The following is a 22,480-nucleotide window of genomic DNA, read 5'->3' as shown; positions in this document are numbered from 1 at the left end:
GTGTGGTTCGGGCGCCCGGGGCGCGATGCTGTCTAGTGAGGCGACAGATGATGCTGTCCGCGCCCCATAGCAGGTTCACGGCCCTCGCCGCATCCAAAATCATCGGCCGCGATGGGATCCGGCTACATCCTCCTGCTCTCCGGCACCGGGTTGTGCTTGCGAACCCACAAGAAGAGATCGCTGGTCGCCTGATTGCCGCCGGCAACGACCAGGGTCTGGCCGGATGTCCAACCGGCTTCGTCGGAGCAGAAGTAGATCGCCGCAGCGGCGATGTCTTGCGGTTTGCCGACCCGGTTGAGCGGGTAGAACGAGGCACGGGTCTGGCGATCCTCGTCGGATCTCAGGTGGCGCTCGACCAGCTTGGTGTCGATCAGCGCCGGTGCGATCGCGTTGAAGCGCACGTTGTGTCGGCCGTATTCGATTGCCATGGTTTCGGTCAGGCTGATCAAAGCGGCCTTCGCCGATCCATAGACGCCTTCACCGGGCGCGGCGAAGACACCGTCAATCGAGACGATGTTCAACACGGCGCCGCCACCGCGCGTTGCCATGTGGTCAGCCGTCTTGCGCGCGCAGAAGAATGGAACGCGGACATTGAGCTGGTAGATCGCGTCGAATCCTTCGACGGTCGCCTCCTCGATCGGACCGACACCGCCCTTGACGCTGCTCCCGCCACCGGCGTTGTTAATCCAGACATCGATGGCGCCCATGGCGTCGATGGCCTGGTCGACAAGACCAAGCGCCTGATCAAGGTCGCCCATGTCAGCGATGATCGGCCAGGCGCGCCGCCCCATCGCTTCGATCTCGCCGGCGACCGTCTGGATTTCGCCTTCGGTGCGTGAGGCAAGGACCAGATCAGCACCAAGCTCGGCGAGATTGAGCGCGATCTGTCGGCCGATGCCGCGGCCCGCACCGGTCACGACGGCGCATTTGCCTTCGAATGAGAACATGGTCTGCGGTCCCCTTGCTGCTGATCAGTGGGCGAAACGATCCTTGAGTTTGTAATAGGCGAAGGCGAGCGGCAAAAACCACGTGTTGCCGGAGTAGAAGCGGCGGGTAGGAAAATCGTGGCGTTCGAAGATGCTTTCCGGCTCGTTGCCGCCAAGGATCGATAGAGCCGCCCGGTGACCGAGATAGGTCGCCATGCCGACACCGGCGCCGTTGAATCCCATGACGTGTCGAACGCGACCCTTGCGGCCCAAATGGGGCAGCCGGTCGAACGTGAAGGCGACATAACCGCTCCATGAGTGGGTTATCGCGACATCGGCAAGGTCGGGGAACAGACGCACCATCTGGCGACGCAGGATCGTCGCGGCCCTGCGGGCGTCCAGATTGTGCAACGAGGCGCGGCCGCCGAAGATCAGCCGGCTGCCATCCGGTGACGGGCGAAAAGCGGAAAAGACATGCCGCGTGTCGACGCCGACCCGGCCGGTCGGCAAGATCCGCGCCATCCGTTCGGGGCTGAGTTCTTCCGTCGCCGCAACATAACTGCCGACGGGCAGCAGCCGGCGGCGAAGGTCCGGGGTCAGTCGGCCCGTGTAGCCATTGGTGGCGACCAGAACCTCACGCGCAAGAAGGGGACCGCGCGCGGTGTGGAGCTTCACGCCATCGTGGTCGGGGACCATCGCCTCGACCGGACAGGTGTCGACCAGAACAGCCCCTGCATCCGCCGCGCGCTCGGCAAGGCCAGCGACGAACTTGCCGGGATGCAGCGCAAAGGAGCGGCGCACCAGCTTGGCGCCGCAATAGGCGTCTGTGCCGAGTTCGCGCCGCAGCGCATCGGCATCCAGCATCTCGAACTCGATGCCGAAGGCGCGGTACTGGGTCTCGGCATCGATGGCCAGGGCGCCGTAATGGGACGGGCGCCAAGCCGGAACCAGACGACCGGGTTCGCAGAGGTCGCACGCGATGGCTTCATCGTTGATACGCTGGATGGCAAAACGCTGGGCGGCGATCCCCTCGCGCGCGATCTCGATCGCCTCCGATCGGCCGTGCAGTGCCGTCAAGCGCGACAGCGACGTGCGCAATTCGTGGCCCAAAAAACCAACATTGCGTGAACTGGCGCCGCCGCCGATGGCGCCGGCGTCCAACACAACGACGCTTCGGCCGCCGCGTGCCAAGGTCAACGCTGCCGACAGCCCGGCAAAGCCGGAACCGACGATGGCAATCTCGGCGGTAGGCGGCGGCGTTTGATCCGAAGTTTGTGGCGCCGCCGCCTCCCACCAATAGGGATCGGTACTTAGCATCGACAATCGCACTCAGGACCCGGCAATAGGTTCGATCGCCGGGTCTTCGTGGCAGTTAGAATGTAAAAGGCGAGGACCGGTTAGAAGCCGGCCTTCACCTCTTCGAACATGATGTTGGCCTTTTCGCGGACTTGCGGGTTCCACTCGTCGAAGAACTCGCCCAGCGCCAGAACCTTGTCGGGATCCTCGATGCCGAGTTCGACCAGCAGTTCCTGGTTGGCCAGCGGATAGGACTTCTCGTTGACCGATCCGTAGCCGTACTCCTCGATCAGGAAGACACCGGTTTCCGGCGAGATCAGCGCGTTCATGAAGTCATAGGCTTCGGCCTCGTCGCCGGGTCCGTCCTTGATCATGCATGTCGTGTCGACCCAGGTCAGAATACCTTCTTTCGGAATCATATAGCCGACGTCATGGCCCTCGCGCTTCAGCGCCGCATAAGCGTCGTTCCACGCATAGGCGGCGACGATTTCGCCGGATGCGATGGCTTGTTCAATGTCGGCCTGGCTGTTCCAGTAGTAGCGCAGCAGCGGGCGCTGCTCGACCAGCTTCTCGCGAACACGTTCGAGATCAGCGTCCGACATGTTGTAGGGATCCTCGATGCCCAAAATCAGCGCGGCTTCGAGAACGCCGGCATCCATCGAGTCACGCTGGGCAAGACGGCCGGCATACTTCGGATCCCATAGGATCTCCCAGGTCGGGTTGTCGACGTATTCCGGCGCCAGGTCCTTGCGGAACAGGACCGAACTGTTGCCCCACGCCAACGGTACGCCATAGGTCTGACCGTCGTGACTTAAGGCGCCGATATCCTTCAACTGCTGAAAGACCTCGGGATAGTAGGAGAGCCGCGAGGTATCGATCGGCACGAGCAGGCCGGCGTCTCGCCAGCGGCCGATCATGTAGCTGGTCGGCTGTACTAGCGTCGGCGCATAACCGGCACGGACCTTTTCAATCGCCTCGTCGTTGTCAGCGTAGAACAAGAACTCCGGCGAGGCACCATAGGCCTCGGTGTAGGTGCCGTGCATCTCCGGCACGTCATAGCCGGACCAGGTGAAGACCTGGATCGTCGGCGCCGCATGGGCGGCGTTCTTGATCACCGGCATCGAGACGGTCACCAGACCGACCGAAGCCAGCACCTTGCTGATGTCGCGGCGGGTCAGCGAACCCGATGCCAGGCGGTCTTTAAACTCGGAAAGTTCCATCCTCATCACGGCAGCCTCCTTGTTGGGTTTTAGGCGGCCGTCACCGGCGGCGGTGGCGACCGCATACACGCAGTCTGAACCCCGCAGACGACATGTAAAGGATCTTGCCGAGTCGCGTGTCACGCCCGGTTCCTGCCAGGTAGGTGAAGATTTGGCTGGACGTTCAGCCAAGTAGTGTGGTAGTCTCCAATCACCTTAAAAACTGCCAATTCTTGAGATGACTGCCATGAACGACACCACCCGCGACCGCAAGGACGAGCGCCGCCAGCAGCTTATCGACGCCACCATTCGCGCCATCAGCAAACACGGCTATGCGCGCACCACGTTGAGCGATGTTTCCGACGAATCCGGATTGTCGCGTGGCATCGTTGGCTTCTACTTCGACAGCAAGGACGCGTTGTTCCTGGAGACCATGCGCTATCTGGCCGATGGCTACGTGGCGATCTGGCAGGACGGTCTGGCAGCGGCTGGCGACGACCCGGCCGCGCGTGTCCTGGCGCTGGTCGACGCCGACCTTCACCCGCGCAACTGGACACTTGATCGTACCGCGGCCTGGGTCGCGTTCCTGGCCGAGGCCAAGGGCCGCGAGACCTATAGCGATCTTTGTGGCGCCATGGACGACCGCTTTCAGGACGAGTTGCGCCGCCCGATCGCCGAGCTGATCGCCGCGCGCGGTTTCGATCATCTGGACGCCGCGCGCATCGCGCGCACGCTGAGCGCCATGCAGCAGGGGTTCCAGTACGACCTGTTGTTCTATGGCGAGACCTATGACCGCAGCGAGGTGCGCCGTTCGATCATCGCGGTGTTGGCGGCGTTCTTCCCCGACGATTTTGGCGGCGAGCCCGACGACAAGGTGACGGACCTGAATGCCGCGCGTCCGGCGGAGCCGGTATCGCCGCCGACCGGCACGTCGTCACCCGGCACATCAGCGAGCGCACCGGCCGGCGCGACCAAGACGCTGCCTGCCTGGACATACAACAACAACGAGTTCTTCGAACTGGAGATGAGCGATCTGATCGACGCGTCCTGGCAGATCGTCGGTCACACAAGCGAGTTCGAGAAACCCGGCGACTACCTGACGCTGGATTACGCCAACCGGCGTGTCGTCGTGATCCGCGACAAGCAGGGCACGTTCCGGGCATTTCACAACGTGTGCCGCCATCGCGCCGCGCGTCTGTGCCCCGGCCGCCAAGGCAACCACCGTTTTAACATCGTCTGCCCCTATCACGGCTGGTCCTATAACTATGACGGCAGCCTGAAGGCAATGCCCGCCAAGGAAACGTTCCCCGATCTGGATGTCGCGAAGTTCGGCCTGAAGCCGGTTGAGATCGACACGTGGAACGGCTTCATCTTCGTCCGGCTTTCCGATGACGGCGGCCCGCGCGTCGGCGAACTGCTGGCGGCCTATGAGGATGAGCTGGCGCCGTACCGCTTCGCCGAGTTGCAGCCAATTGATTCGTGCTGGGTCGGCGAGGTCATCGACGTCGACTGGAAGAACATGATGGATAACTACCTGGAGGGTTATCACATCAATGTCGGCCACCCCGGTCTTTACCGCATGTTCGGCGCCAACTACTGGGTCGATGCCGACGAGCGCGCGACCTGCCGCGCCCATTCGTTGATGGTCGACAAGCCGTCGAACCAGTGGGCCGAGGGGCTCTACATGCGGTTGCTGCCGCGCTTCGATCATCTGCCGGACGACCGCCAGCGCAGTTGGAGCTATTACAGCCTGTTTCCCAACCAGTCGTTCGACATCTATCCCGATCAGGTGAGCTTCTTCCACGTCGTGCCCCTGGGGCCCGGCAAGTGCGTGCTGCGCTCGCGCAACTTCGGCCTGGCCGACGAACGGCGCGAGGTCAAGGCGGCGCGCTGGCTGAACAACCGAATCAACAGCCAGGTCCAGAACGAGGACGACGAACTCATCCTGCGCGTGCAGCAGGGCCTGGAGTCCGGCGCCTACACGACAGGCTACTTCTCCGAAAAGGAACGTTGCCTGGCGGCCTTCCACAACAACGTGCGCGCACGCCTTCCGGTTGCCGAGTTGGACGTGGCGCCGAACGGCGGCACCGTCGCCGAGGCCAATGAGCGTCTTGCGAAAGGCTTCGCCGAGGCCGCAGAGTAGCATCCATTCGAAAACAACGCGGCCGGTGCGGCCGGGCCAACCGGCCGGCACCGTCACGCAAGGAGCGCGAACCATGTCCTATCCGCTGCCCGAGTCCGCCCGCGTCTGGCAGGAGAAACTGCGGCCCTTTGTCGACAGCGAACTCATCCCCTGGGAAGTGCACGCCGAGATGAACGACGGCGAGATCCCCGAAGACGTGCGCGCCAAGCACAAACAGATGACCAAGGAAATGGGTCTCTTCATGCCGTCGATCCCGAAAGAACACGGCGGCGCCGAACTCTCGATGATCGAGATTGCGGTGATCCAGGAAGAGATCGGGCGCACCACGAACGGGCTGGGTTGGTGCTATCACGACATGTCGCCGTTCCTGCTGCACACCGCGACCGAGTATCAGATGGAGCACTACGTGAAGGACCTTTTGTCCGGCGCGAAGAATGAGTGCTACGCGATCACGGAAGAAGGCGCCGGGTCCGACGTCGACGCCATCGAGGCGACGGCCAAGAAGCAGGGCAACGGCTATGTGCTGAACGGCCTTAAGTGGCATGTCACCGGCGCCAACAGGGCCGACATCCTTATCTTCCAGGCCAAGCTGGAGGACGGCACGCATGCGCTGTTCTATCTGGACAAGGATACGCCCGGCGTCGAGACCGTCAGAACGCCGGCCTATACCCACACCTATCCCTCGCACCACCTGATCATGCAGTTCACCGACGTTAAGGTGCCCGCTGACAACCTGATCGATCCCGAAGGCAACGGCATCACCTGGACCTATGAATGGTTCCGTCAGGAACGGTTGGGCATCGCGGCGCGCTGCTGCGGCGCGGCGAGCCGGCTGATCGACGAGGCGACGGCGTTCGCCAAGGAGCGTGTCCAGTTCGGCAAACCGATCTTTGAGAACCAGGCGGTGCAGTTTCCGCTTGCCGACTGCGTGACGGAACTTTGGGCCGGTCGCCTGATGGTCTACCGCCTGGCGCAGGCAATCGACGATGGCGAGGACGTCAAGGTGCAGCACGCCATGTGCTCCATGGCAAAGCTCTATTGCTCGGAGATGGCCAACCGGGTGGCCGACCGCGCGGTGCAAGTTTTCGGCGGGCGCGGCTACATGCGTGAAAATGTCGCCGAACGCTATTATAGGGAACTGCGCGTCGATCGGATTTGGGAAGGCACCTCGGAGATCCAACGCATGATTATCGCCCACAGTCTGGCCAAGCGCGGCCAGGACGCCCTGATCGCCTGAGGCGCCGATTGATCGACCTGCCGCGTGTCATCGGGCATCGGGGCGCCGCCGCCCATGCACCGGAGAATACACTCGCCGGGTTCAAGGCGGCGGCCGCGTTCGGCCTGGACTGGGTTGAGTTCGATGTGCGCCTGTCCAAGGACGGCGTGCCGGTTCTGGTGCACGACGACACGTTGGACCGCACCACTGACGGCACCGGGCCGGTCGCGGCGAAGACAGCTGACGAACTGAAACGACTGGATGCCGGCGCGTGGTTTGATCCGCGCTTTGCCGGCGAGAGGGTCCTGACCCTGATCGACGCGCTCGACGCCATCCACGACCTCGGCATGCGCCCCAACATCGAGATCAAGACGAACCCCGGCGAAGCCTGGCGCACCGGCCGTGTCGTCGGCGCGACATTGGACAAGGCATGGCCGCCCGGTCGTCCCAGGCCACTGGTCTCAAGCTTCGTGTTGCGTTGTCTGATGGGGTTCCGTCAGGCGCGGCCCGACGTGCCGACCGGGCTGAATATATGGCGCCGGTCGCGCTGGCAATGGTCGATAGGTGCGCGCGTCCTCGGCTGCATGTCCGTGCATTTCTCCGAACGTCAGGTCACGGACGCACAGATCCGCGCCGTCAAGGCGGCCGGCCGTCAGGTCGTCTGCTACACGGTCAACGACGCGGCGAAAGCCCAGTCGCTCTTCGCGCGCGGTGTCGATGCGGTGTTCACGGACGTGCCTGACGTCATCCTACCGGTGCTAAGGTAAGTTATCTGGCGCGCCGCCGCGCGCGACCCCTCACCCCGGCCCTCTCCCTCAAGGGGAGAGGGGGTCCATTTTTTTGTTTCCCTCGCCCCTTGAGGGAGAGGGATGCGCAGGCTTGGGCGCACCAGCGCCCTAGCCGAAATAGGGTGAGGGGGTATGCCGCGTTACACGGGGCGTTCTGAAAGACACGCTCTGTGCACACGGCGTCGATGCGGTTTTCGCAAACGTACCGAACGGTCTTCCGTCCGCGACCATCATCGCACTGCCGCAACACACAAGGGGCCAAGAACGCACACTAAGACGCGTTGGCGCGATCATGGCCAACGCGTCGGATACCGTGTTCGTGGATCCCGGCTCGCGCTGTGCTTGGCCGGGATGAGGATGGGGTGGTTGGCGGCGCCTTAGCGGCGGCCGAGCACGAAGAATGGGTTCCAGACGGTCTCGATCAGGGCGCTTGTTACGGTCGATCCGTTCGACCCGCCGTGGTCGCGCCGGTCGTACTTGTCCGTGTTGCGAGCGTGGCTCGCATCATGCTTCTTGAAAAACTTGCTCATGGCGAACTCCTTTCGCTGGGCTGGCCGTCGTTATGACGTCTCGTCAACATCCAGGGCTCCATGATGTGGGCGGCCGACACCGTTGGAGAACTGCCGAATATGTGGGTCTGCCATGCGTTTATTCAATGTGTCGGCGATCACATCGGAAACAGGCTCATGTCGGGATGCTATGGGCGGCTTCGGCGAGATTCTTGAGCTTGGCGACGGCGAGATCGTGGCCCAGCATGATTAGACCGCAATCGGGCGCGGCGAGCAGCCGGTCGGCGTCGATGTGCTGCAGGGCCTGCTCGAGCCGGGCGCTGATGTGTTCGACGGTCTCGATCTGGCTCGACGCGATCTCAACGGCGCCGAAAATCACCTTGGTCGACTGGAATTTTTCCAGCAGAGACAGGTCGTTATGCCGGTGGGCATCCTCCAATGACACCGCGTCGATCGCCGCTGCGTCGAGGGCGCCGGCCAGCCGCTGATAAACCTCGGGGTCGGCCTTCACATAGTCGGTCTCGTCCAGCTTGTCGGGATAGCCGCAGCACATGTGCATGGTGCGGGTCACCTGCCTGGGCACGCCGTGGAAACAGCGCTCCAGGTTTTCGACACCGTAGTCGAGAGCCTGATCGGGCAAGCGCGCAAACAGCGGCTCGTCGACCTGGATGTGCCGGCAGCCGGCTTCTGCCAAGGCCAGGATTTCCGCGTTCAAGGCGTCTGCCAGGTCGCCGCACCAGGCCTTCACGTCGCCATAGTGCAGGTCGGCCGTTGAATCGGAAATGGTCAGCGGCCCGGGGACGGTGATCTTCACCGGCCGGTCGGTGGCGGCCTGGGCGACCTGGTAGTCGCGCGGCAGAAACGGCTCGGTCGGCTTGATCGGGCCGGTGAAGGTGGGCACCGCATCGACCCAGGCGCCGTTGCGCATGGCGCGCTCGGTCAACGTCTCCGGTTCGAAGCCGGTCATGTGGCGGCAGTGGTAGTGGATATAGTTTTCGCGGCGCACCTCGCCGTCGGTCGGTATGTCGATGCCGGCGTCGGCCTGCGCCTCGACCACGTCGATCGTGGCGCGATCATGGATGGCCAGAACCTGCTCGTCGTTCAGATCGTCGCCGTCTGCCTCACCGACCGCCGCGACGTCGTGAAACCAGGCGCGGCGCGGCACATAATCCGGTTTGGGGAAGGCGCCGATGGTCGTGGTCAAGAGCGGCATGATCTGAAACTCCTAAAGTCTCAGCGCCATCCTGGACGGCCACCCTTGTGGCCGCAACACGAAGGCGCTTCCTGCGAGCACGGTCGCTGGCGTGTGCCCGAACCCTATGACCCCATCGTGACGGTGCCGTCCTCGGTTTCAGGTCAAGCGGGCGAGGGTATGGCCGCCTCAGTCGTTCTGGGGGATCGTGTCGTTGCGCAGGCTTTCGTAACTCACCATGACGTGCTCGCGATACGCCGCGCGTTCCTGAAGGCGGGCATACCATGCTTCCAGGTTGGGCAGCGAAGGGCGATCCAGCGGCATGTCATAGTAACGAAACAGCGTCATGCCGGCGGGAATGTCGCCCATGGTCAGGTGATCGCCCGCGATGAAGTCGCGTCCGGCAAGATGGGCGTCCAGCTTGGCGTAGATCCCATTTAGTCGGACGATCGCTCTGTTGATGGCATCCATGTCGCGGTGTTCGGGCGGGATACGGACCAGGCCGAAGAACACTGTCACATAGTCGTCGCGGATCGTCGTCGCCGCCCAGTCCATCCACATATCGGCCAACGCGCGTTCGCCTGGGTCCTGTGGCCACAGAGAGCCGGCACCGTATTGCGCGGCGATGTAGCGCACGATGGCGTTCGATTCCCAGATCACCCGGCCGCGGTCTTCCAGGGTCGGCACGACCCGGTTCGGATTAAGCTTGCCGTACGCATCCGTATCGAGCCCGCCATGCTGGCCGCCCAGATCGATGCGCTCGTGGTCAAGGCCAAGCTCTCCGATGGCCCACATGACCTTTTGCACGTTCGATGATGTCGCGCGTCCCCAGACTTTCAGCATGGTCATGTCTCCCTCGATCGATGGCGCCTATGGGCCCGTGTTTACGTCTGTGCGCAGTCTTCGAGCAAGACGCCCCGACATTTTTCCCGTCTGCGCCAGCGCACCAAGGTCGTCGCCTTGGATAACTTCAAGAGTTCCTTGCGGAATACTTCGTCTTCAGGGCTTCCCGCCTGACATTCGGCCTTCTTATCCATGATTTCGTCGCGATTTCTATCGCGCCCGATCTTGAATCGACCCCCGAGCACGACGGATGGTCGATGTGGCGCGTGCGTTCCGGCAACATGCCGCCAGATTGATGGCGTTTGTTAATGCCATTCTAAAGTTTTGTCCCATGATGCGTTGCAACATGCTGGGTTGTGCATCACGCGTTTGCCGAATTTTAAACTTGTATATCGTTTGTTGGTTTCGCGTCACATTTCTATGTGATGGCAAGTTTACACGAGCCATACATCCGTTGACCCCGATTCAGGTACGGTTTAATCACTCTTTAGGGGCAGATAAGGGTGGTTGAATGACGCGCGATTTACTCGCCCCTGTCATTCGTCTTACGGAGGTAACATGAACAACAAGTTGCTGACAGCGCTGGTCGCGGCGCTGGCGACCTTTGGTATTGCCGCGGGCGAAGCCCAAGCAGAAAAGACACTTGTCTACTGTTCGGAAGCGAGCCCGGAAGGTTTCAATCCTTCGCTCTATACAGCCGGTACGACGTTTGACGCATCCTCACGCAATGTCTTCAACAGACTGGTCGAGTTCGAGCGCGGTTCGACAAACATTGAACCGGCCCTGGCGGAAAGCTGGGAAGTCTCCGACGACGGCCTTGTCTACACGTTTCACCTGCGGCCTGGTGTGAAGTGGCAGTCAAGCGACAACTTCACGCCGACCCGCGATTTCAACGCCGACGACGTGTTGTTCAGCTTCAACCGTCAGCTCGATCCCGAGCACCCCTATCACAACGTGTCCGGCGGCAGTTACGAGTACTTCCAGGGCATGGACATGCCGAACCTTCTGAAGTCGGTCGAGAAGACCGACGACATGACGGTGGTCATGACCTTGAACCAGCCCGAAGCGCCGATGATCGCCAATCTGGGCATGGATTTCGCGTCCATCATGTCGGCGGAGTATGCCGATGCCATGATGGCGGCCGGCACGCCCGATACGTTCGACCTGGAGCCGATCGGCACCGACCCCTTCCAGATGGTGCGCTACGTCAAGGACGAGCGCATCGACTATCGCTCCTTTGACGACTATTGGCGCGGGCGCGCCCCGATCGACCGGCTGGTCTTCCTGATCACGATCGATCCGACCCAGCGCTACAACAAGCTGCAGGCCGGCGAATGCCACATCATGCCGTATCCCAACCCGGCTGATCTGGAAGCCATGATGGCCGATCCAGACATCAACGTGATGCAGCAGGAAGGCCTGAACGTCGGCTATCTGGCCATGAACACGGAGAAGGATCCGTTCACCGATGTGCGCGTGCGCCAGGCCATCAACATGGCGATCGATCGCGACGCGATCATCGAAGCCGTCTATCTGGGTGCCGGCGTGAAAGCCAAGAACCCGATCCCGCCGACAATCTGGTCCTATAACGACGCCATCACCGACTACGAGTACGATCCCGAAAAGGCCAAGGCATTGCTGGCCGAAGCCGGCTATCCCGACGGCTTCTCGACGGACCTGTGGGCGATGCCGGTGCAGCGGCCCTATAACCCGAACGCCGAACGCATGGCCGAGCTGATGCAGGCCGACCTCGCCGAAATCGGCATCGAGGCCGAGATCGTGACCTTTGAGTGGGGCGAGTATCTGGACCGATCGCGGAACGGTGAGCATCAAATGCTGCTGTTGGGTTGGACCGGCGACAACGGCGATCCCGACAACTTCCTGCATGTCCTGCTGGGTTGCGCCGCCGCGGATGGCGCGAACCGTGCGCGCTGGTGTCACGAGCCGTTCGACGGCCTTCTGCAGCAGGCCAAGCAGAGCAGTGATCCGGACGAGCGGACACGCCTCTATGAAGAAGCCCAGGTGATCTTCAAGGAGGAGGCGCCGTGGGTGACGATCGCCCATTCGGTCGTCTTCATGCCGATGACGAACGACGTGATCGACTACAGAATCGATCCGTTTGGCGGTCATCCGTTCTATGGCGTCGATCTTGCCGAGTAAGCAGGGCCACTAGGGGGCGCTGCTGGCTTCGGGTGGCGGATGCTGTGCGCGTCCGCCACCCGTTGCCGTTAATATAGGTCATGCTTAAGCTCGTTCTCCGAAGGATCGGACTGCTGATCCCCACGTTCCTGGGTGTGACGCTGCTGACCTTCGCGCTGATCCGGCTGGTGCCGGGCGATCCCATCGAGATGATGGCGGGCGAGCGCGGTATCGAGCCCGAACGCCACGCCGAACTGAAGGCCAAGTTCGGTTTCGACCAGCCGCTTTTGGTGCAGTACGGCGACTATCTGCTGGGTATCGTCCAGGGCGATTTCGGCGACTCCGTGGTGACCAAGGAACCGGTCCTGCGCGAGTTCTTCGACCGCTTCCCCGCGACGGTCGAGCTGTCGGTCTGCGCCATGATCTTCGCCATTGTGCTGGGGTTGCCGCTGGGTGTCATCGCCGCGGTCAAACGCGGGACCGCCGCCGATTACGCGGTCATGGGTGTTGCTGTCACCGGCTTTTCCATGCCGATCTTCTGGTGGGCGCTGCTGCTGGTCCTGTTCTTCTCCGTCAATCTGGGATGGACGCCAGTCTCGGGCCGCATCTCCGCGCATTTCTGGGTCGATCATCAGACAGGCTTCATGCTGATCGACACGCTGCTGTCCGATGAAAAGGGCGCGTTCTGGTCAGCGGTGCGCCATCTGATCCTGCCGGCGGTGGCGTTGGGCACCATTCCGCTGGCGATCATCGCGCGCATGACCCGTTCGTCGATGCTGGAGGTGCTGCGCGAGGACTATGTCAGGACCGCGCGCGCCAAGGGGATGTCGCAGCTTCGCGTCGTCACCGCGCACGCGCTGCCCAACGCGCTGATCCCGGTGGTCACGGTGATCGGCCTGGCGACCGGCATTCTCTTGGCCGGCGCCATCTTGACCGAGACGATCTTCTCGTGGCCGGGCATCGGTAAGTGGCTGATCGAGTCCGTTAGACGGCGCGACTATCCGACCGTTCAGGGCGGGGTGCTGCTGGTTGCCACCGTCATCATGGCGGTCAACCTGCTGGTCGATGTGCTGTACGGCGTCATCAACCCGCGCATCCGCCATGTCACCGAGCGCGGCGCCAGGGGGCAGGCATGACCGACCGCGTCAACGCCACCGACACGCCGGACACCCTGACGCCGGCCGAGCCGTCGCGTCATCCGGTGGTCCTGTTCTGGCGCCAGTTCCGCCGCAACAAGGGCGCGATGCTGGGCCTGATCACGATCATGATTGTTATCGCGGTGGCGATCTTCGCGCCGCTGCTGGCGCCATACGCGCCGAGCGAGCAGTTCCGCGACGCGTTCCTGTCGCCGCCGATCTGGGCGGGCGGCGATCCGCGCTTTATCCTGGGGACCGACGATGTCGGCCGCGACATTCTATCGCGGCTGATCTACGGCGCGCGCCTGTCGCTGATCATCGGCGTCGTCGTCGTTACCCTGGCACTCGCGGTCGGCGTCACCTTTGGCCTGCTGGCCAGCTTCTTCGGCGGTGTCGTCGACGTCGCCATCATGCGGCTGATGGATATCATGCTGGCACTCCCGGCGCTGCTCTTGGCCATCGTCATCGTCGCTATCCTGGGGCCCGGCCTGATCAACGCCATGATTGCCGTGACCGTGGTGGTGATACCGCACTACGCGCGGATCACGCGCGGCGCGGTGCTGGCCGAACTGGGCCGCGACTACGTCACGGCATCGCGCGTCGCCGGCGCCGGCCCGTTTCGGTTGATGTTCGTCACCGTGCTGCCGAACTGCATGGCGCCCTTGATCGTGCAGGCGACGCTCGGTTTCTCCAGCGCCATTTTGGACGCCGCCGCGCTCGGCTTTTTGGGGTTGGGCGCGCAGCCGCCGACACCCGAATGGGGCACCATGCTGGCCGACGCGCTGCAGTTCATCCAGCGCGCCTGGTGGGTGGTGACGTTCCCGGGTCTAGCGATCCTGATCACCGTCTTGGCCTTTAACTTGATGGGCGACGGGTTGCGCGACGCACTCGACCCGAAGCTGAAGCGCAGCTAGGGCGGGATCGGGCCGGGACGACCTGGCGGCCACTACGCAGAGAAGACGGGGTACGGAGAGGTCGTTCGCGGGGTTTGCGTTTGCGCCCGATCCGGTTTCTTGATTTGCTCGCGCTATGCCCTGGTTCCCGGGGCCGACATGGCAGCAAAGGAGTGGCACGATGGGCGATCACGAAAAAGGTCAGAAGTTGATTGAGCAACTCTTCGGTTCGCTCGGGGGCGGCGACCGCCCGGCTTTCAACGACATGATGGAGCTGACCTGCGATTACCTGTTCGGCGAGATCTGGTCGCGCGAGGGCCTGCCGGTCAAAGATCGCTCTTTGATCACGGTTGCGGTCCTGACCGCGACCTCCCAGGGGACCCAGCTTCGCGGCCACCTGAAGGGCGCGCTCAATGTCGGCCATTCGCCGGAAGCCCTGCGTGAGGTGATGATCCATGTCGCCCACTACGCCGGCTGGCCGACCGGCATGAACGGGCTGGCGGCCTTGGAAGAGGTGATGGCGGAGAAGGGGCTGTCATTCTCGGACGCCTCCTGAGCAGGGCGTATTGCGCTCACCTCTGGGTGACCCAACATCACAATTGATCGGCCCGGGCGCGTGCTGCGTAGAAATTGGGTCCAATAACAAGAACCCAAAGCGGGAGACACCTGTGACACTTGCCAACCTGATTCGGCGCGCGCGCCTGAGTGCTGTGTTCGCCACTGGTCTGTTGCTGGCGGCGTGTGCATCCGGCAACGACGGGTCGATGGATACGGTCTCCGGTTTTGATGTCGACCGCTATCTCGGTGAATGGCATCAGGTCGCGGCGATCCCTGTGTGGTTCCAGCGCGACTGCGTGGCAAACACCACCGCGACCTATGGGCCGGGCGAGGATGATCTGATCGCGGTCACGAACCGTTGCGAGATCGCCGACGGCACGTTTGACGAGGCAGACGGCCGGGCTCGGTTCCAGGGTGATCCCACGGACGGCAAGCTTGAGGTGACGTTCGTTGACGTCTTCGGCGAGTGGGTGTGGGCGACCGGCGGAGACTACTGGATCATCGGCTTGGATCCCGACTACCGTTGGTCGGTGGTGGGTCATCCCTCACGCGAATACGGCTGGGTTCTCGCCCGCACGCCGACCCTGGATGCGGCGACATTGGCGACGGTCGACGGCATCCTGAAGGATGAGGGCTACGACACCTGCACGCTGATGATGACGACGCCCGATCAGACGGGCCCGCTGTGCCAAGTGGCAGGCGGTTAGTTCAGGCTCCGCTCTAGTTCGACGTTGACGTGGCGGCCTCCGAATCGTCCGGCATCACGGATTCAGGTTCGACCGACGACTCGCCGCTGGTTGCTTCGGGGTAGGCCATGTCGGCGGGTACGCTGATGTCGACAACCGAGAGTACGACCGCGACGGCGACGATCATGGCGATGACGATGGTGGCGATGGCGCCGATCACGGCGCCGCTCGATGCATGGTTCGTCGGCACCTCGCCGAAGCGGTTGGCTTCGGGTTTGCTCCCCAGGAACCAGGTTTCGATGAGCAGCCAGATCGGACCGACAATGGGGATCAGACCGATCAGAATGAACCATCCGGAACGCCCGCGATCGTGCAGTCGTTTCACGTTTACGGCCAGGGCCGGCCAAATCCCGATCAGGCTTAAGACAATGGAGATGACGCCGTATTGGCCGGTCTCATAGATTTCGATGGCCGCGACCGTATTGGTGATCATGCTGTAGACGAACAGGATCGGCATCGCGCGGGTCCAAAACGTCGCGCGGTTGATGCGACCGGAAAACGAAAAGAACAGCTCCTGTAACGGCATTGCGGCATCCCTCCAGCGCCAGATCCGAAGGCGGGCACGCTACACCAGTAACGGGATTCGCCTCAACGTCGGAAACCGAAGGTTTGCGTCGCCCATCGTCGGTATGGGGCGCCGGGTCTCGGTGCGCTGGCCGGATGTGTCAGTCTTGTGACGACAGGACCTCCGTGCCGTCGGGAACACTGAGCCAGGCGTGCTTGCGCGAGGCCCAATAGTGTTGACTTGGCTGTGCGAACCCGGGGTCGGCGAAACATCCCACCGATACGCCGACCACGTTCGGCCACGCTTCCATGCGGAAAAACACGGTGACGCCGCATGAAGGGCAAAAGCCGGATTCAATCCAGCGACCTGACTCCGTCGTGCTGCGACGCCACAGCTTGGGGTCACCAAGAGTATTGACCGCTGAATCCGAGTAGATGGCGCAATAGGTGAAGGCGCTGCCGCTTTCGCGTTGGCAGTTCGTGCAGCTGCAGGTGTAAACATGTTTCGGCTCACCGCTGACGTTAAACGAAAGCGCCCCGCAGCCGCATTGAGCGGTCCGGGTCGTGGCGTCGGTCACTGTCGACATGATGCGTGCCTCCTTGCGGTCGTCCTGCGTTAAGGCGTCGCGATGGTTCCTTCATAGGTCAGGAATAGGCGGCCGTCGGCGTGGATCGTCTCGACAAACGTCGTCCCGCCACCGCTGAGCCCGGCGAACTTGCCCGTTCCGCCCATGATACCCCATGTGTTGCCGTCGGGCGTGTGGTGGTACCACATGGACCAGGTGTCGCCGTCCAGGTCGGTCGCGTGGCAATGGCCGGTGTTCATGACGAACGCGCCGTCGGCGTCGTAAACCGCAGTGCCGGTGCAGTCCTGCGCGTTCATGTCGATCGGACTGTTGTTGTCGTCGTGGATGATGGCCTGGAGGTGAAGACGCTCCAATCGCCCGCCGTTCTCCAGCGTGATGGTCTCACCCCATCTTTGAATGTAGGTCGCTGATCCCGACACCGTCACCTCGTCGGCTGACGCCGTGGCCCAGGGGAACGCGGCGACCAAACCGAAAATCACGAATCGAAACAGAATGTTTGTCATGTGGCATTCCTTCCTTCCCCAATGATCGAATCCTCTGCGCCCATGACGAAGTTGATCTGCCCAAAACCAAACAGGTAGAGCAGATTGACGTATTCTATCTGCTCTACGATGCCCGCTTGTGCGCGAGTGTAAGGCCGTCGCCGATGGACAGCATGGTAAGGTCGATCCGCTCGTCATGTTTGAGCTTGTGGTTCAAAGCGCGGATCGCGGCGGTATCGGCGTCCTGTTTGGCGTGATCGATCACCGAGCCGCCCCAAAGCACATTGTCGACCAGAATGACGCCGCCATCGCGCACCAGTTCCAGCCCGTGCTCGTAATAGGCATCGTAGCTTTCCTTGTCGGCATCGATGAACATCAGATCGAAACTGCCAGCCATGCCGTCGTCCAGGAAACCGCGCAGAGTTTCGGCCGCCGGCGCCAGGGTCAGGCTGATCTTGTCGGCGACGCCTGCCTTCTCCCAGTGTCGCCGGGCGACCGACGTATACTCATCGCTGACGTCCAACGCATGGATCGAGCCGTCGTCAGGCAGGGCAAGCGCCATGGACAGAGAGCTGTAGCCAGTGAAGGTGCCGACCTCTAGAATCCGGCGCGCGCCGGTCAGGCGCACCAGCATGGCCATAAGCTGGCCCTGATCGGGCGATATCTGCATCATGCCCATGGGCATGGTCGCCGTCTCTTCACGCAACTCCGCCAGCACCGGGTGTTCGCGGACGGCGACGTCCACAAGATACTGGTGCAGGGGATCGCTCATCTGTAACACGCGTTCCGACATGGTTATCCTCATCCCGTGGGGGTCGTTACGAAGAAACCGCAGGATAGGACGGTCCGGTCGATATATCATCCCCTCGCCATGACGGGTCTTTGGATGACGTTCACGTTGTTGGGTAGGACAAAATGACGACCACATCGCTTGTTGGGCACCACTTCGCGGAAGACGAGAGGGAAGCCCTGCTGAATTTGATGTTCGCCAGAATGCCGGACGGTCAGTTCGGTCTGCGCCAGATGGTGCGTTGGGAGAGCGTGCCGAAGTTCGTCGTCGCCGAAGATGACAGCGAGGCCGGCCGCGTCTGCCTGGAGGCCTTGGTCGACGAGATCCGCGACGCCTCTGAGCTGAAAGCCGAATACCGCGAGGGCGGTGACGTCAACATTGTCTTCATCGTCGCCAACAACACTCTGGAGGCAGCGGGACGTCATGCCGAGCTGCTGGCCAAGTTCTTCCCCGGAGCGTCCGCCGAGGAACGCGATCAGAAGACCCGGGACTTCATCGCCGCCCAACAAGAGCAGGACAATTTCGGTCAGATCTCCGTGCTCAGCTTCGAACGCGGCATCGCCGGGGCGATGATGTTCGTGACGTCGAAAGAGGAGACCCAGATCGGACGCGGTGTCGCGCGCGAAACGATGAAAGCCCTGGGCCTGGTCGGCGTGCCGGGCAACGGCGTCGCAAGCGTCATGTCATGGGACGACCCGGCCGACTGGCTGACCGATTTCGATCGCCGCGCGATCGGGTTCGTCTACGGCGGCGGCCTGGCGTCCGGCGCTTCAAAGGATGCCGTCGAGGCGCTGCTCAACGGCTAGGCGGCGCTGGTCGGAGACCCATGAAACAGGTGACCAATGCCACCGCGCTTCGTGTTCAGGGGTTGCTGGGTGACGGTTTCGAGGTGCTCGAGTTCGACGAGAGTACGAGAACCGCGGATGACGCGGCAGCGGCCATCGGTTGCGCGGTCGCGCAGATCGCCAAGTCGCTTCTGTTTCGCACCAAGGAAGACAATCGGCCCGTCCTCGTGATCGCCAGCGGCACAAACCGGGTCGACGAAAAGAAGGTGGGCCGGCTGCTGGGTATGACAATTCGCCGGGCCGATGCCGACTTCGTGCGCGACGCCACCGGCTTTGCGATCGGTGGGGTGCCGCCGGTCGGTCATAACCAGGCGCCTCTGGTTCTGCTCGACAACGACCTGCAGCAGCACGACGAGATCTGGGCCTCGGGCGGCACGCCCAACGCCGTCTTCAAGTTGACACCCGACCAGTTGGCGGCGCTGACCGGTGGGCCCTTTGTCGACGTCGCGAAGGTGTAAGTTTTTTCGTCCGCCAATCCCTTTTCGGGTTCGCGCATTCAACCAATACATCGCATGCCGCGAACGATGCATGGCTGTTCATACATGGTAGGGCGCCGGTGCCCACCTAGACTTGAGTCATGCGGCGTGCGGCCGGCATAGCCGATGTCATGACCAAAACGGGTGGGTGGAAACGCGATGGTGAACTACGAACGAATTGGCACGGCAAGCTACCGGCTCGGTGAAGGACCGCTTTGGGATCACGACAACGGTACTCTTTATTGGCTCGACCTGTTGCAACCCGGCGTTTTCCGGTACGACCCCAGCTCGGGTGACATCGACGGATGGGAACTGCCCGGTGATGTCGGCGGTTCCATGGCGTTGCGCGAGAAGGGTGGCGCCGTCATCGCAATGGATCGCGGTTTCCACTTCTTCGACTTCGACACCGGCACCTGCGAGACCATCGTGGAGCCCGAACCGGAGAAAACGGATACGACCATTAACGACGGCAAGGCCGATCGACGCGGCCGTTTCTTCGCCGGCAGCGAGGACCTGTCGTTCAAGGAACCGAAGGGCTCGCTCTACCGGCTTGATCCTGATCTCAGCTGGTCGGTCGTCGACCGCGGGTTCATTTGCGCCAATGGTCCGTGCTGGAGCCCGGACAACAGCATTTTCTATTTTGCCGACAGCAACAAACACACGATCTACGCCTATGACTACGACATCGAGACCGGCGAGCTGGCCAACCGGCGCGTTTTTCTCGACACCCGGCCCTATAACGCCACGCCCGATGGCGGGACCATCGACGCGGACGGCTATCTCTGGACGACCTTCACGGAAACCGGCTGCATCGCGCGCTTCGCGCCTGACGGCAGTCTGGACGAGCTGATCGAAACGCCGATCGAGATGGTCACCAGTCTGACGTTCGGCGGCGACGACATGGACGTGCTCTATGTCACGTCGATCGGTGACGAGATTGACGGGCTGAGGCCGTCAAAACCGGATGCCGGCGGCATTTACGCGGTCACCGGTCTGGGCGCCAAAGGTCTGCCGGAACCGAAGTTCGCCGGCTGACAGCAAAGACCATCGCTCCGGCTCGCTCTTAAGAGGAGAGGGGGTGGACAACTGTGTCCCGTTCGTCCCGCGAAGGGCTTAGAGCTGGCGCCTGTAGAGTGGATCGCTTGCCGGTTCGCCCAGCTCGAGCGCTGTGCGGTAGCCGCTGTAGACGGCCGCGGCGATGGTGCCTGGCGCGTCGCAATCGCCGATGCGGTGTAAGGAGAGATTGCTGGCGCGCGCCAAAAGGTCCTCGTAGAGGTCGCCCGCCGGCTCGCGGTTCGTCACCGGCACCACCCAGTCGGCCTTGATCGTCTGCGTCTTGTCGCTGTGGACGCAGGCAACGGTCGCCTCGCCGGGCGCGACGGCGTCCAGGCGGTGATAGGTGACAACGTCCACGCCGGCGTCGCGCAGGGCGGCATTAGACTGCGAGATCTCGGCTGTATGGGAGCCCCAGGCGACGGGCCGGTGCGCGGTCGTGACCAAGGTGACGTCGTTGCCGCGTTGGACGAGCGCCAGCGCCACGACCGATGCCATGTAGTAGTGGTCGTCGTCGTAGATGACCACGCGTCCGGCGGGCGTTTCATCGCCTGCTAGGATCGCGTCGACGCCGACAATTCGCGCGCCGTCGCCGTTTTCCCACGGCTCCATGCGGTTGTTGCCGATGCCGTCGGTGCGCCACTGCGAACCCGTTGCGATCAGGACGTACTCGGCGCCGGTGGCCATGACATCATCGGCGGCCAAATGGCTCTCACGAAACACCTCGACGTTCATCAGCTTGTCGAGTTGGGTCGTGCGCCAGTCGCGCACCCGCGCCCATTCGGAAAGACCGGGCAGGCGGCTTTCGGTGGTCACCCGGCCGCCGAGGTCGCGTGTCGCCTCGGCAAGCATGACATCGAAGCCGCGCTCGCCCAGGACCCGCGCCGCTTCAAGGCCGGCCGGACCGGCGCCGACGATCAAGGCGTTTGCCGGCGACGCGCTGCGCTCGATGTGTTCGGGATGCCAGCCGCGGCGCCATTCCTCGCCCATGGTCGGGTTCTGAGTGCAGCGGATGGGGATGCCCAAGGTGTCGTGGGCGTAGCAGATGTTGCAGCCGATGCATTCACGGATGTCTTCCAGGCGCCCTTCCTCGATCTTCTTGGGCAGAAACGGATCGGCGATGGAGGGCCTGGCCGCGCCGATCATGTCCTGCGAGCCCGCCTTGATGACCCGCGCCATGGTATCGGGGCTGGTGAAGCGACCGACCGCGACGACCGGTTTCGAGGTCATCGCCTTGGCGCGCGCGACACTGTCTTCGAGGGCCGCTTCCTTGACGAAGCGCGAGACGCCCATCTCGATGCCGTAGTCGTCGACGGTAAGGTCCCACAGATCGGGCAGGTCCTTGATCAGCGAGAAGGACTCGTAGGTCTCCTCGTCCCCCAGATCGACCGTGAAGCGGGTGGCGACCGCGGCCTTGCCGGCGACGGCCTCGAGCGTCTCCTCGATCAGTTCACGCACGATGCGCACGCGGTTCTCAACCGATCCGCCGTATTCGTCCGTGCGCTGGTTTGTCTCGGGGTACAGAAACTCCGAGAGCAGATAACCGTGGGTCGCGTAGACATAGACGACATCGAACCCGGCCTCGATGGCGCGCCGCGCTGCTTCACCCTGCCAGCGCCGGAGGTTCTTGATGTCTGTTTTGTCCGGCTGGCGCGCCTGGACCGGATGGTTGGCGCCGGACTGCGACGGCGCGCGGCCAGGACCGACACCAAGGGGCGCCATGCGGCTATCCAGGTTGGCGACGCGGCTACCGCCATGCCACAGCTCGACACCGGCGAGACCGCCATGCTCGTGGACGCCGTCGGCCATCAGCGCCTGGTTGCGCAGATCGTCGGCATCCCAGAGGCGAGCATGGGGAAAAGCGCCGTCGTCGGATGTCGGATTGATCGAACAATACTCCGTGCACACCACGCCCCAGCCACCCTCGGCCTTCATGGCGCGCATGCCGGCCAAGGTGTTGGGCCGGTGCCAGCCCATGCCGGAGCAGTGGGGCACCTGGTAGAATCGGTTCTTGGCGGTCACCGGGCCGAGTTGGATGGGCTCGAAGAGAATGTCGTACTTGGGATCACGCATAGGATTCGATCTCGCGTCGAACAAGGAAGCTTCGGCAGTCACGTTAGGTTCGGACGATGCCGGTCGTCAGATCATGGGATAACGGC

22 protein-coding genes are annotated in these 22,480 nt (G+C 62.8%); 11 read left to right on the top strand and 11 right to left on the bottom strand.

The window, feature by feature from the left end; translation table 11 throughout:
* Positions 1-122: 122 nt before the first annotated feature.
* The 3 genes from AAF563_02450 to AAF563_02440 form a co-directional block, all read right to left on the bottom strand.
* Positions 123-947 carry a glucose 1-dehydrogenase gene (locus AAF563_02450; GenBank protein ID MEM7120108.1) on the bottom strand — a complete coding sequence of 275 codons (825 nt, stop codon included), beginning with the start codon at positions 945-947 and terminating at the stop codon, positions 123-125.
* 24 nt (positions 948-971) lie between these two features.
* Positions 972-2,243, bottom strand: coding sequence for an FAD-binding oxidoreductase (locus AAF563_02445; protein ID MEM7120107.1), 1,272 nt, complete (start codon positions 2,241-2,243; stop codon positions 972-974).
* Between the two features lie 80 nt (positions 2,244-2,323).
* Entirely contained in the window at positions 2,324-3,448 is a 1,125-nt protein-coding gene (locus AAF563_02440) for an extracellular solute-binding protein (protein ID MEM7120106.1), read from the bottom strand.
* 220 nt (positions 3,449-3,668) lie between these two features.
* Here AAF563_02440 and AAF563_02435 point away from each other — a divergent pair, with 220 nt between their 5' ends.
* From AAF563_02435 to AAF563_02425, 3 genes are all read left to right on the top strand, one after another.
* A complete protein-coding gene (locus AAF563_02435; protein MEM7120105.1) occupies positions 3,669-5,564 on the top strand; it encodes an SRPBCC family protein in 1,896 nt (631 codons plus the stop codon).
* 73 nt (positions 5,565-5,637) lie between these two features.
* Positions 5,638-6,801 (top strand): acyl-CoA dehydrogenase family protein, encoded by a 1,164-nt coding sequence (locus tag AAF563_02430; GenBank protein ID MEM7120104.1) that lies wholly within the window; start codon positions 5,638-5,640, stop codon positions 6,799-6,801.
* An 8-nt stretch (positions 6,802-6,809) separates the two neighbouring features.
* Positions 6,810-7,547, top strand: coding sequence for a glycerophosphodiester phosphodiesterase family protein (locus AAF563_02425; GenBank protein MEM7120103.1), 738 nt, complete (start codon positions 6,810-6,812; stop codon positions 7,545-7,547).
* 398 nt (positions 7,548-7,945) lie between these two features.
* Here AAF563_02425 and AAF563_02420 read toward each other — a convergent pair whose 3' ends face one another.
* The 3 genes from AAF563_02420 to AAF563_02410 all read right to left on the bottom strand — a co-directional run bounded on the left by AAF563_02420 (position 7,946) and on the right by AAF563_02410 (position 10,112).
* On the bottom strand, positions 7,946-8,098 hold the full coding sequence (locus tag AAF563_02420) for a hypothetical protein (GenBank protein ID MEM7120102.1): 153 nt from the start codon (positions 8,096-8,098) through the stop codon (positions 7,946-7,948).
* A gap of 154 nt (positions 8,099-8,252) precedes the next feature.
* Entirely contained in the window at positions 8,253-9,290 is a 1,038-nt protein-coding gene (locus AAF563_02415; GenBank protein MEM7120101.1) for a cobalamin-independent methionine synthase II family protein, read from the bottom strand.
* A gap of 168 nt (positions 9,291-9,458) precedes the next feature.
* Entirely contained in the window at positions 9,459-10,112 is a 654-nt protein-coding gene (locus AAF563_02410) for a glutathione S-transferase family protein (GenBank protein ID MEM7120100.1), read from the bottom strand.
* Between the two features lie 558 nt (positions 10,113-10,670).
* Between AAF563_02410 and AAF563_02405 the strand changes: the two genes are divergently transcribed.
* The 5 genes from AAF563_02405 (at position 10,671) to AAF563_02385 (ending at position 15,545) form a co-directional block, all read left to right on the top strand.
* A complete protein-coding gene (locus AAF563_02405; GenBank protein MEM7120099.1) occupies positions 10,671-12,272 on the top strand; it encodes an ABC transporter substrate-binding protein in 1,602 nt (533 codons plus the stop codon).
* Positions 12,273-12,352: 80 nt separating this feature from the next.
* Entirely contained in the window at positions 12,353-13,387 is a 1,035-nt protein-coding gene (locus tag AAF563_02400) for an ABC transporter permease subunit (protein ID MEM7120098.1), read from the top strand.
* Complete coding sequence (locus AAF563_02395) at positions 13,384-14,301, top strand: ABC transporter permease subunit (GenBank protein ID MEM7120097.1); 918 nt, start codon at positions 13,384-13,386, stop codon at positions 14,299-14,301. Before AAF563_02400 ends, AAF563_02395 begins: the two co-directional genes overlap by 4 nt.
* Positions 14,302-14,461: 160 nt before the next feature.
* Entirely contained in the window at positions 14,462-14,836 is a 375-nt protein-coding gene (locus AAF563_02390) for a carboxymuconolactone decarboxylase family protein (protein ID MEM7120096.1), read from the top strand.
* A 112-nt stretch (positions 14,837-14,948) separates the two neighbouring features.
* A complete protein-coding gene (locus AAF563_02385; protein ID MEM7120095.1) occupies positions 14,949-15,545 on the top strand; it encodes a lipocalin family protein in 597 nt (198 codons plus the stop codon).
* A 13-nt stretch (positions 15,546-15,558) separates the two neighbouring features.
* Here AAF563_02385 and AAF563_02380 read toward each other — a convergent pair whose 3' ends face one another.
* From AAF563_02380 to AAF563_02365, 4 genes are all read right to left on the bottom strand, one after another.
* Complete coding sequence (locus AAF563_02380) at positions 15,559-16,110, bottom strand: DUF805 domain-containing protein (GenBank protein ID MEM7120094.1); 552 nt, start codon at positions 16,108-16,110, stop codon at positions 15,559-15,561.
* A 139-nt stretch (positions 16,111-16,249) separates the two neighbouring features.
* Positions 16,250-16,675 (bottom strand): GFA family protein, encoded by a 426-nt coding sequence (locus AAF563_02375; protein ID MEM7120093.1) that lies wholly within the window; start codon positions 16,673-16,675, stop codon positions 16,250-16,252.
* Between the two features lie 29 nt (positions 16,676-16,704).
* Positions 16,705-17,178: a hypothetical protein gene (locus AAF563_02370; GenBank protein MEM7120092.1), complete on the bottom strand. Its 474-nt coding sequence runs from the start codon at positions 17,176-17,178 to the stop codon at positions 16,705-16,707.
* A 103-nt stretch (positions 17,179-17,281) separates the two neighbouring features.
* Positions 17,282-17,950 (bottom strand): class I SAM-dependent methyltransferase, encoded by a 669-nt coding sequence (locus tag AAF563_02365; GenBank protein MEM7120091.1) that lies wholly within the window; start codon positions 17,948-17,950, stop codon positions 17,282-17,284.
* 122 nt (positions 17,951-18,072) lie between these two features.
* On the opposite strand from AAF563_02365, the gene AAF563_02360 reads away from it, so the two are divergent.
* The 3 genes from AAF563_02360 to AAF563_02350 all read left to right on the top strand — a co-directional run bounded on the left by AAF563_02360 (position 18,073) and on the right by AAF563_02350 (position 20,303).
* Positions 18,073-18,753 carry a hypothetical protein gene (locus AAF563_02360; GenBank protein MEM7120090.1) on the top strand — a complete coding sequence of 227 codons (681 nt, stop codon included), beginning with the start codon at positions 18,073-18,075 and terminating at the stop codon, positions 18,751-18,753.
* A 20-nt stretch (positions 18,754-18,773) separates the two neighbouring features.
* Positions 18,774-19,250 (top strand): YbaK/EbsC family protein, encoded by a 477-nt coding sequence (locus AAF563_02355; protein MEM7120089.1) that lies wholly within the window; start codon positions 18,774-18,776, stop codon positions 19,248-19,250.
* Between the two features lie 177 nt (positions 19,251-19,427).
* A complete protein-coding gene (locus tag AAF563_02350) occupies positions 19,428-20,303 on the top strand; it encodes an SMP-30/gluconolactonase/LRE family protein (GenBank protein MEM7120088.1) in 876 nt (291 codons plus the stop codon).
* 78 nt (positions 20,304-20,381) lie between these two features.
* On the opposite strand, the gene AAF563_02345 is transcribed toward AAF563_02350, so the two are convergent.
* The gene (locus tag AAF563_02345; protein ID MEM7120087.1) at positions 20,382-22,394 is read right to left on the bottom strand and encodes an FAD-dependent oxidoreductase; all 2,013 of its coding nucleotides are present in this window, start codon (positions 22,392-22,394) and stop codon (positions 20,382-20,384) included.
* Positions 22,395-22,480 lie beyond the last annotated feature (86 nt).

It is taken from the genome of Pseudomonadota bacterium (assembly GCA_039028155.1).
Taxonomy (GTDB): Bacteria; Pseudomonadota; Alphaproteobacteria; order SP197; family SP197; genus JANQGO01.
Note: the sequence above shows the minus strand (reverse complement) of the source record. Positions and strands in the feature narration are given on the sequence as shown.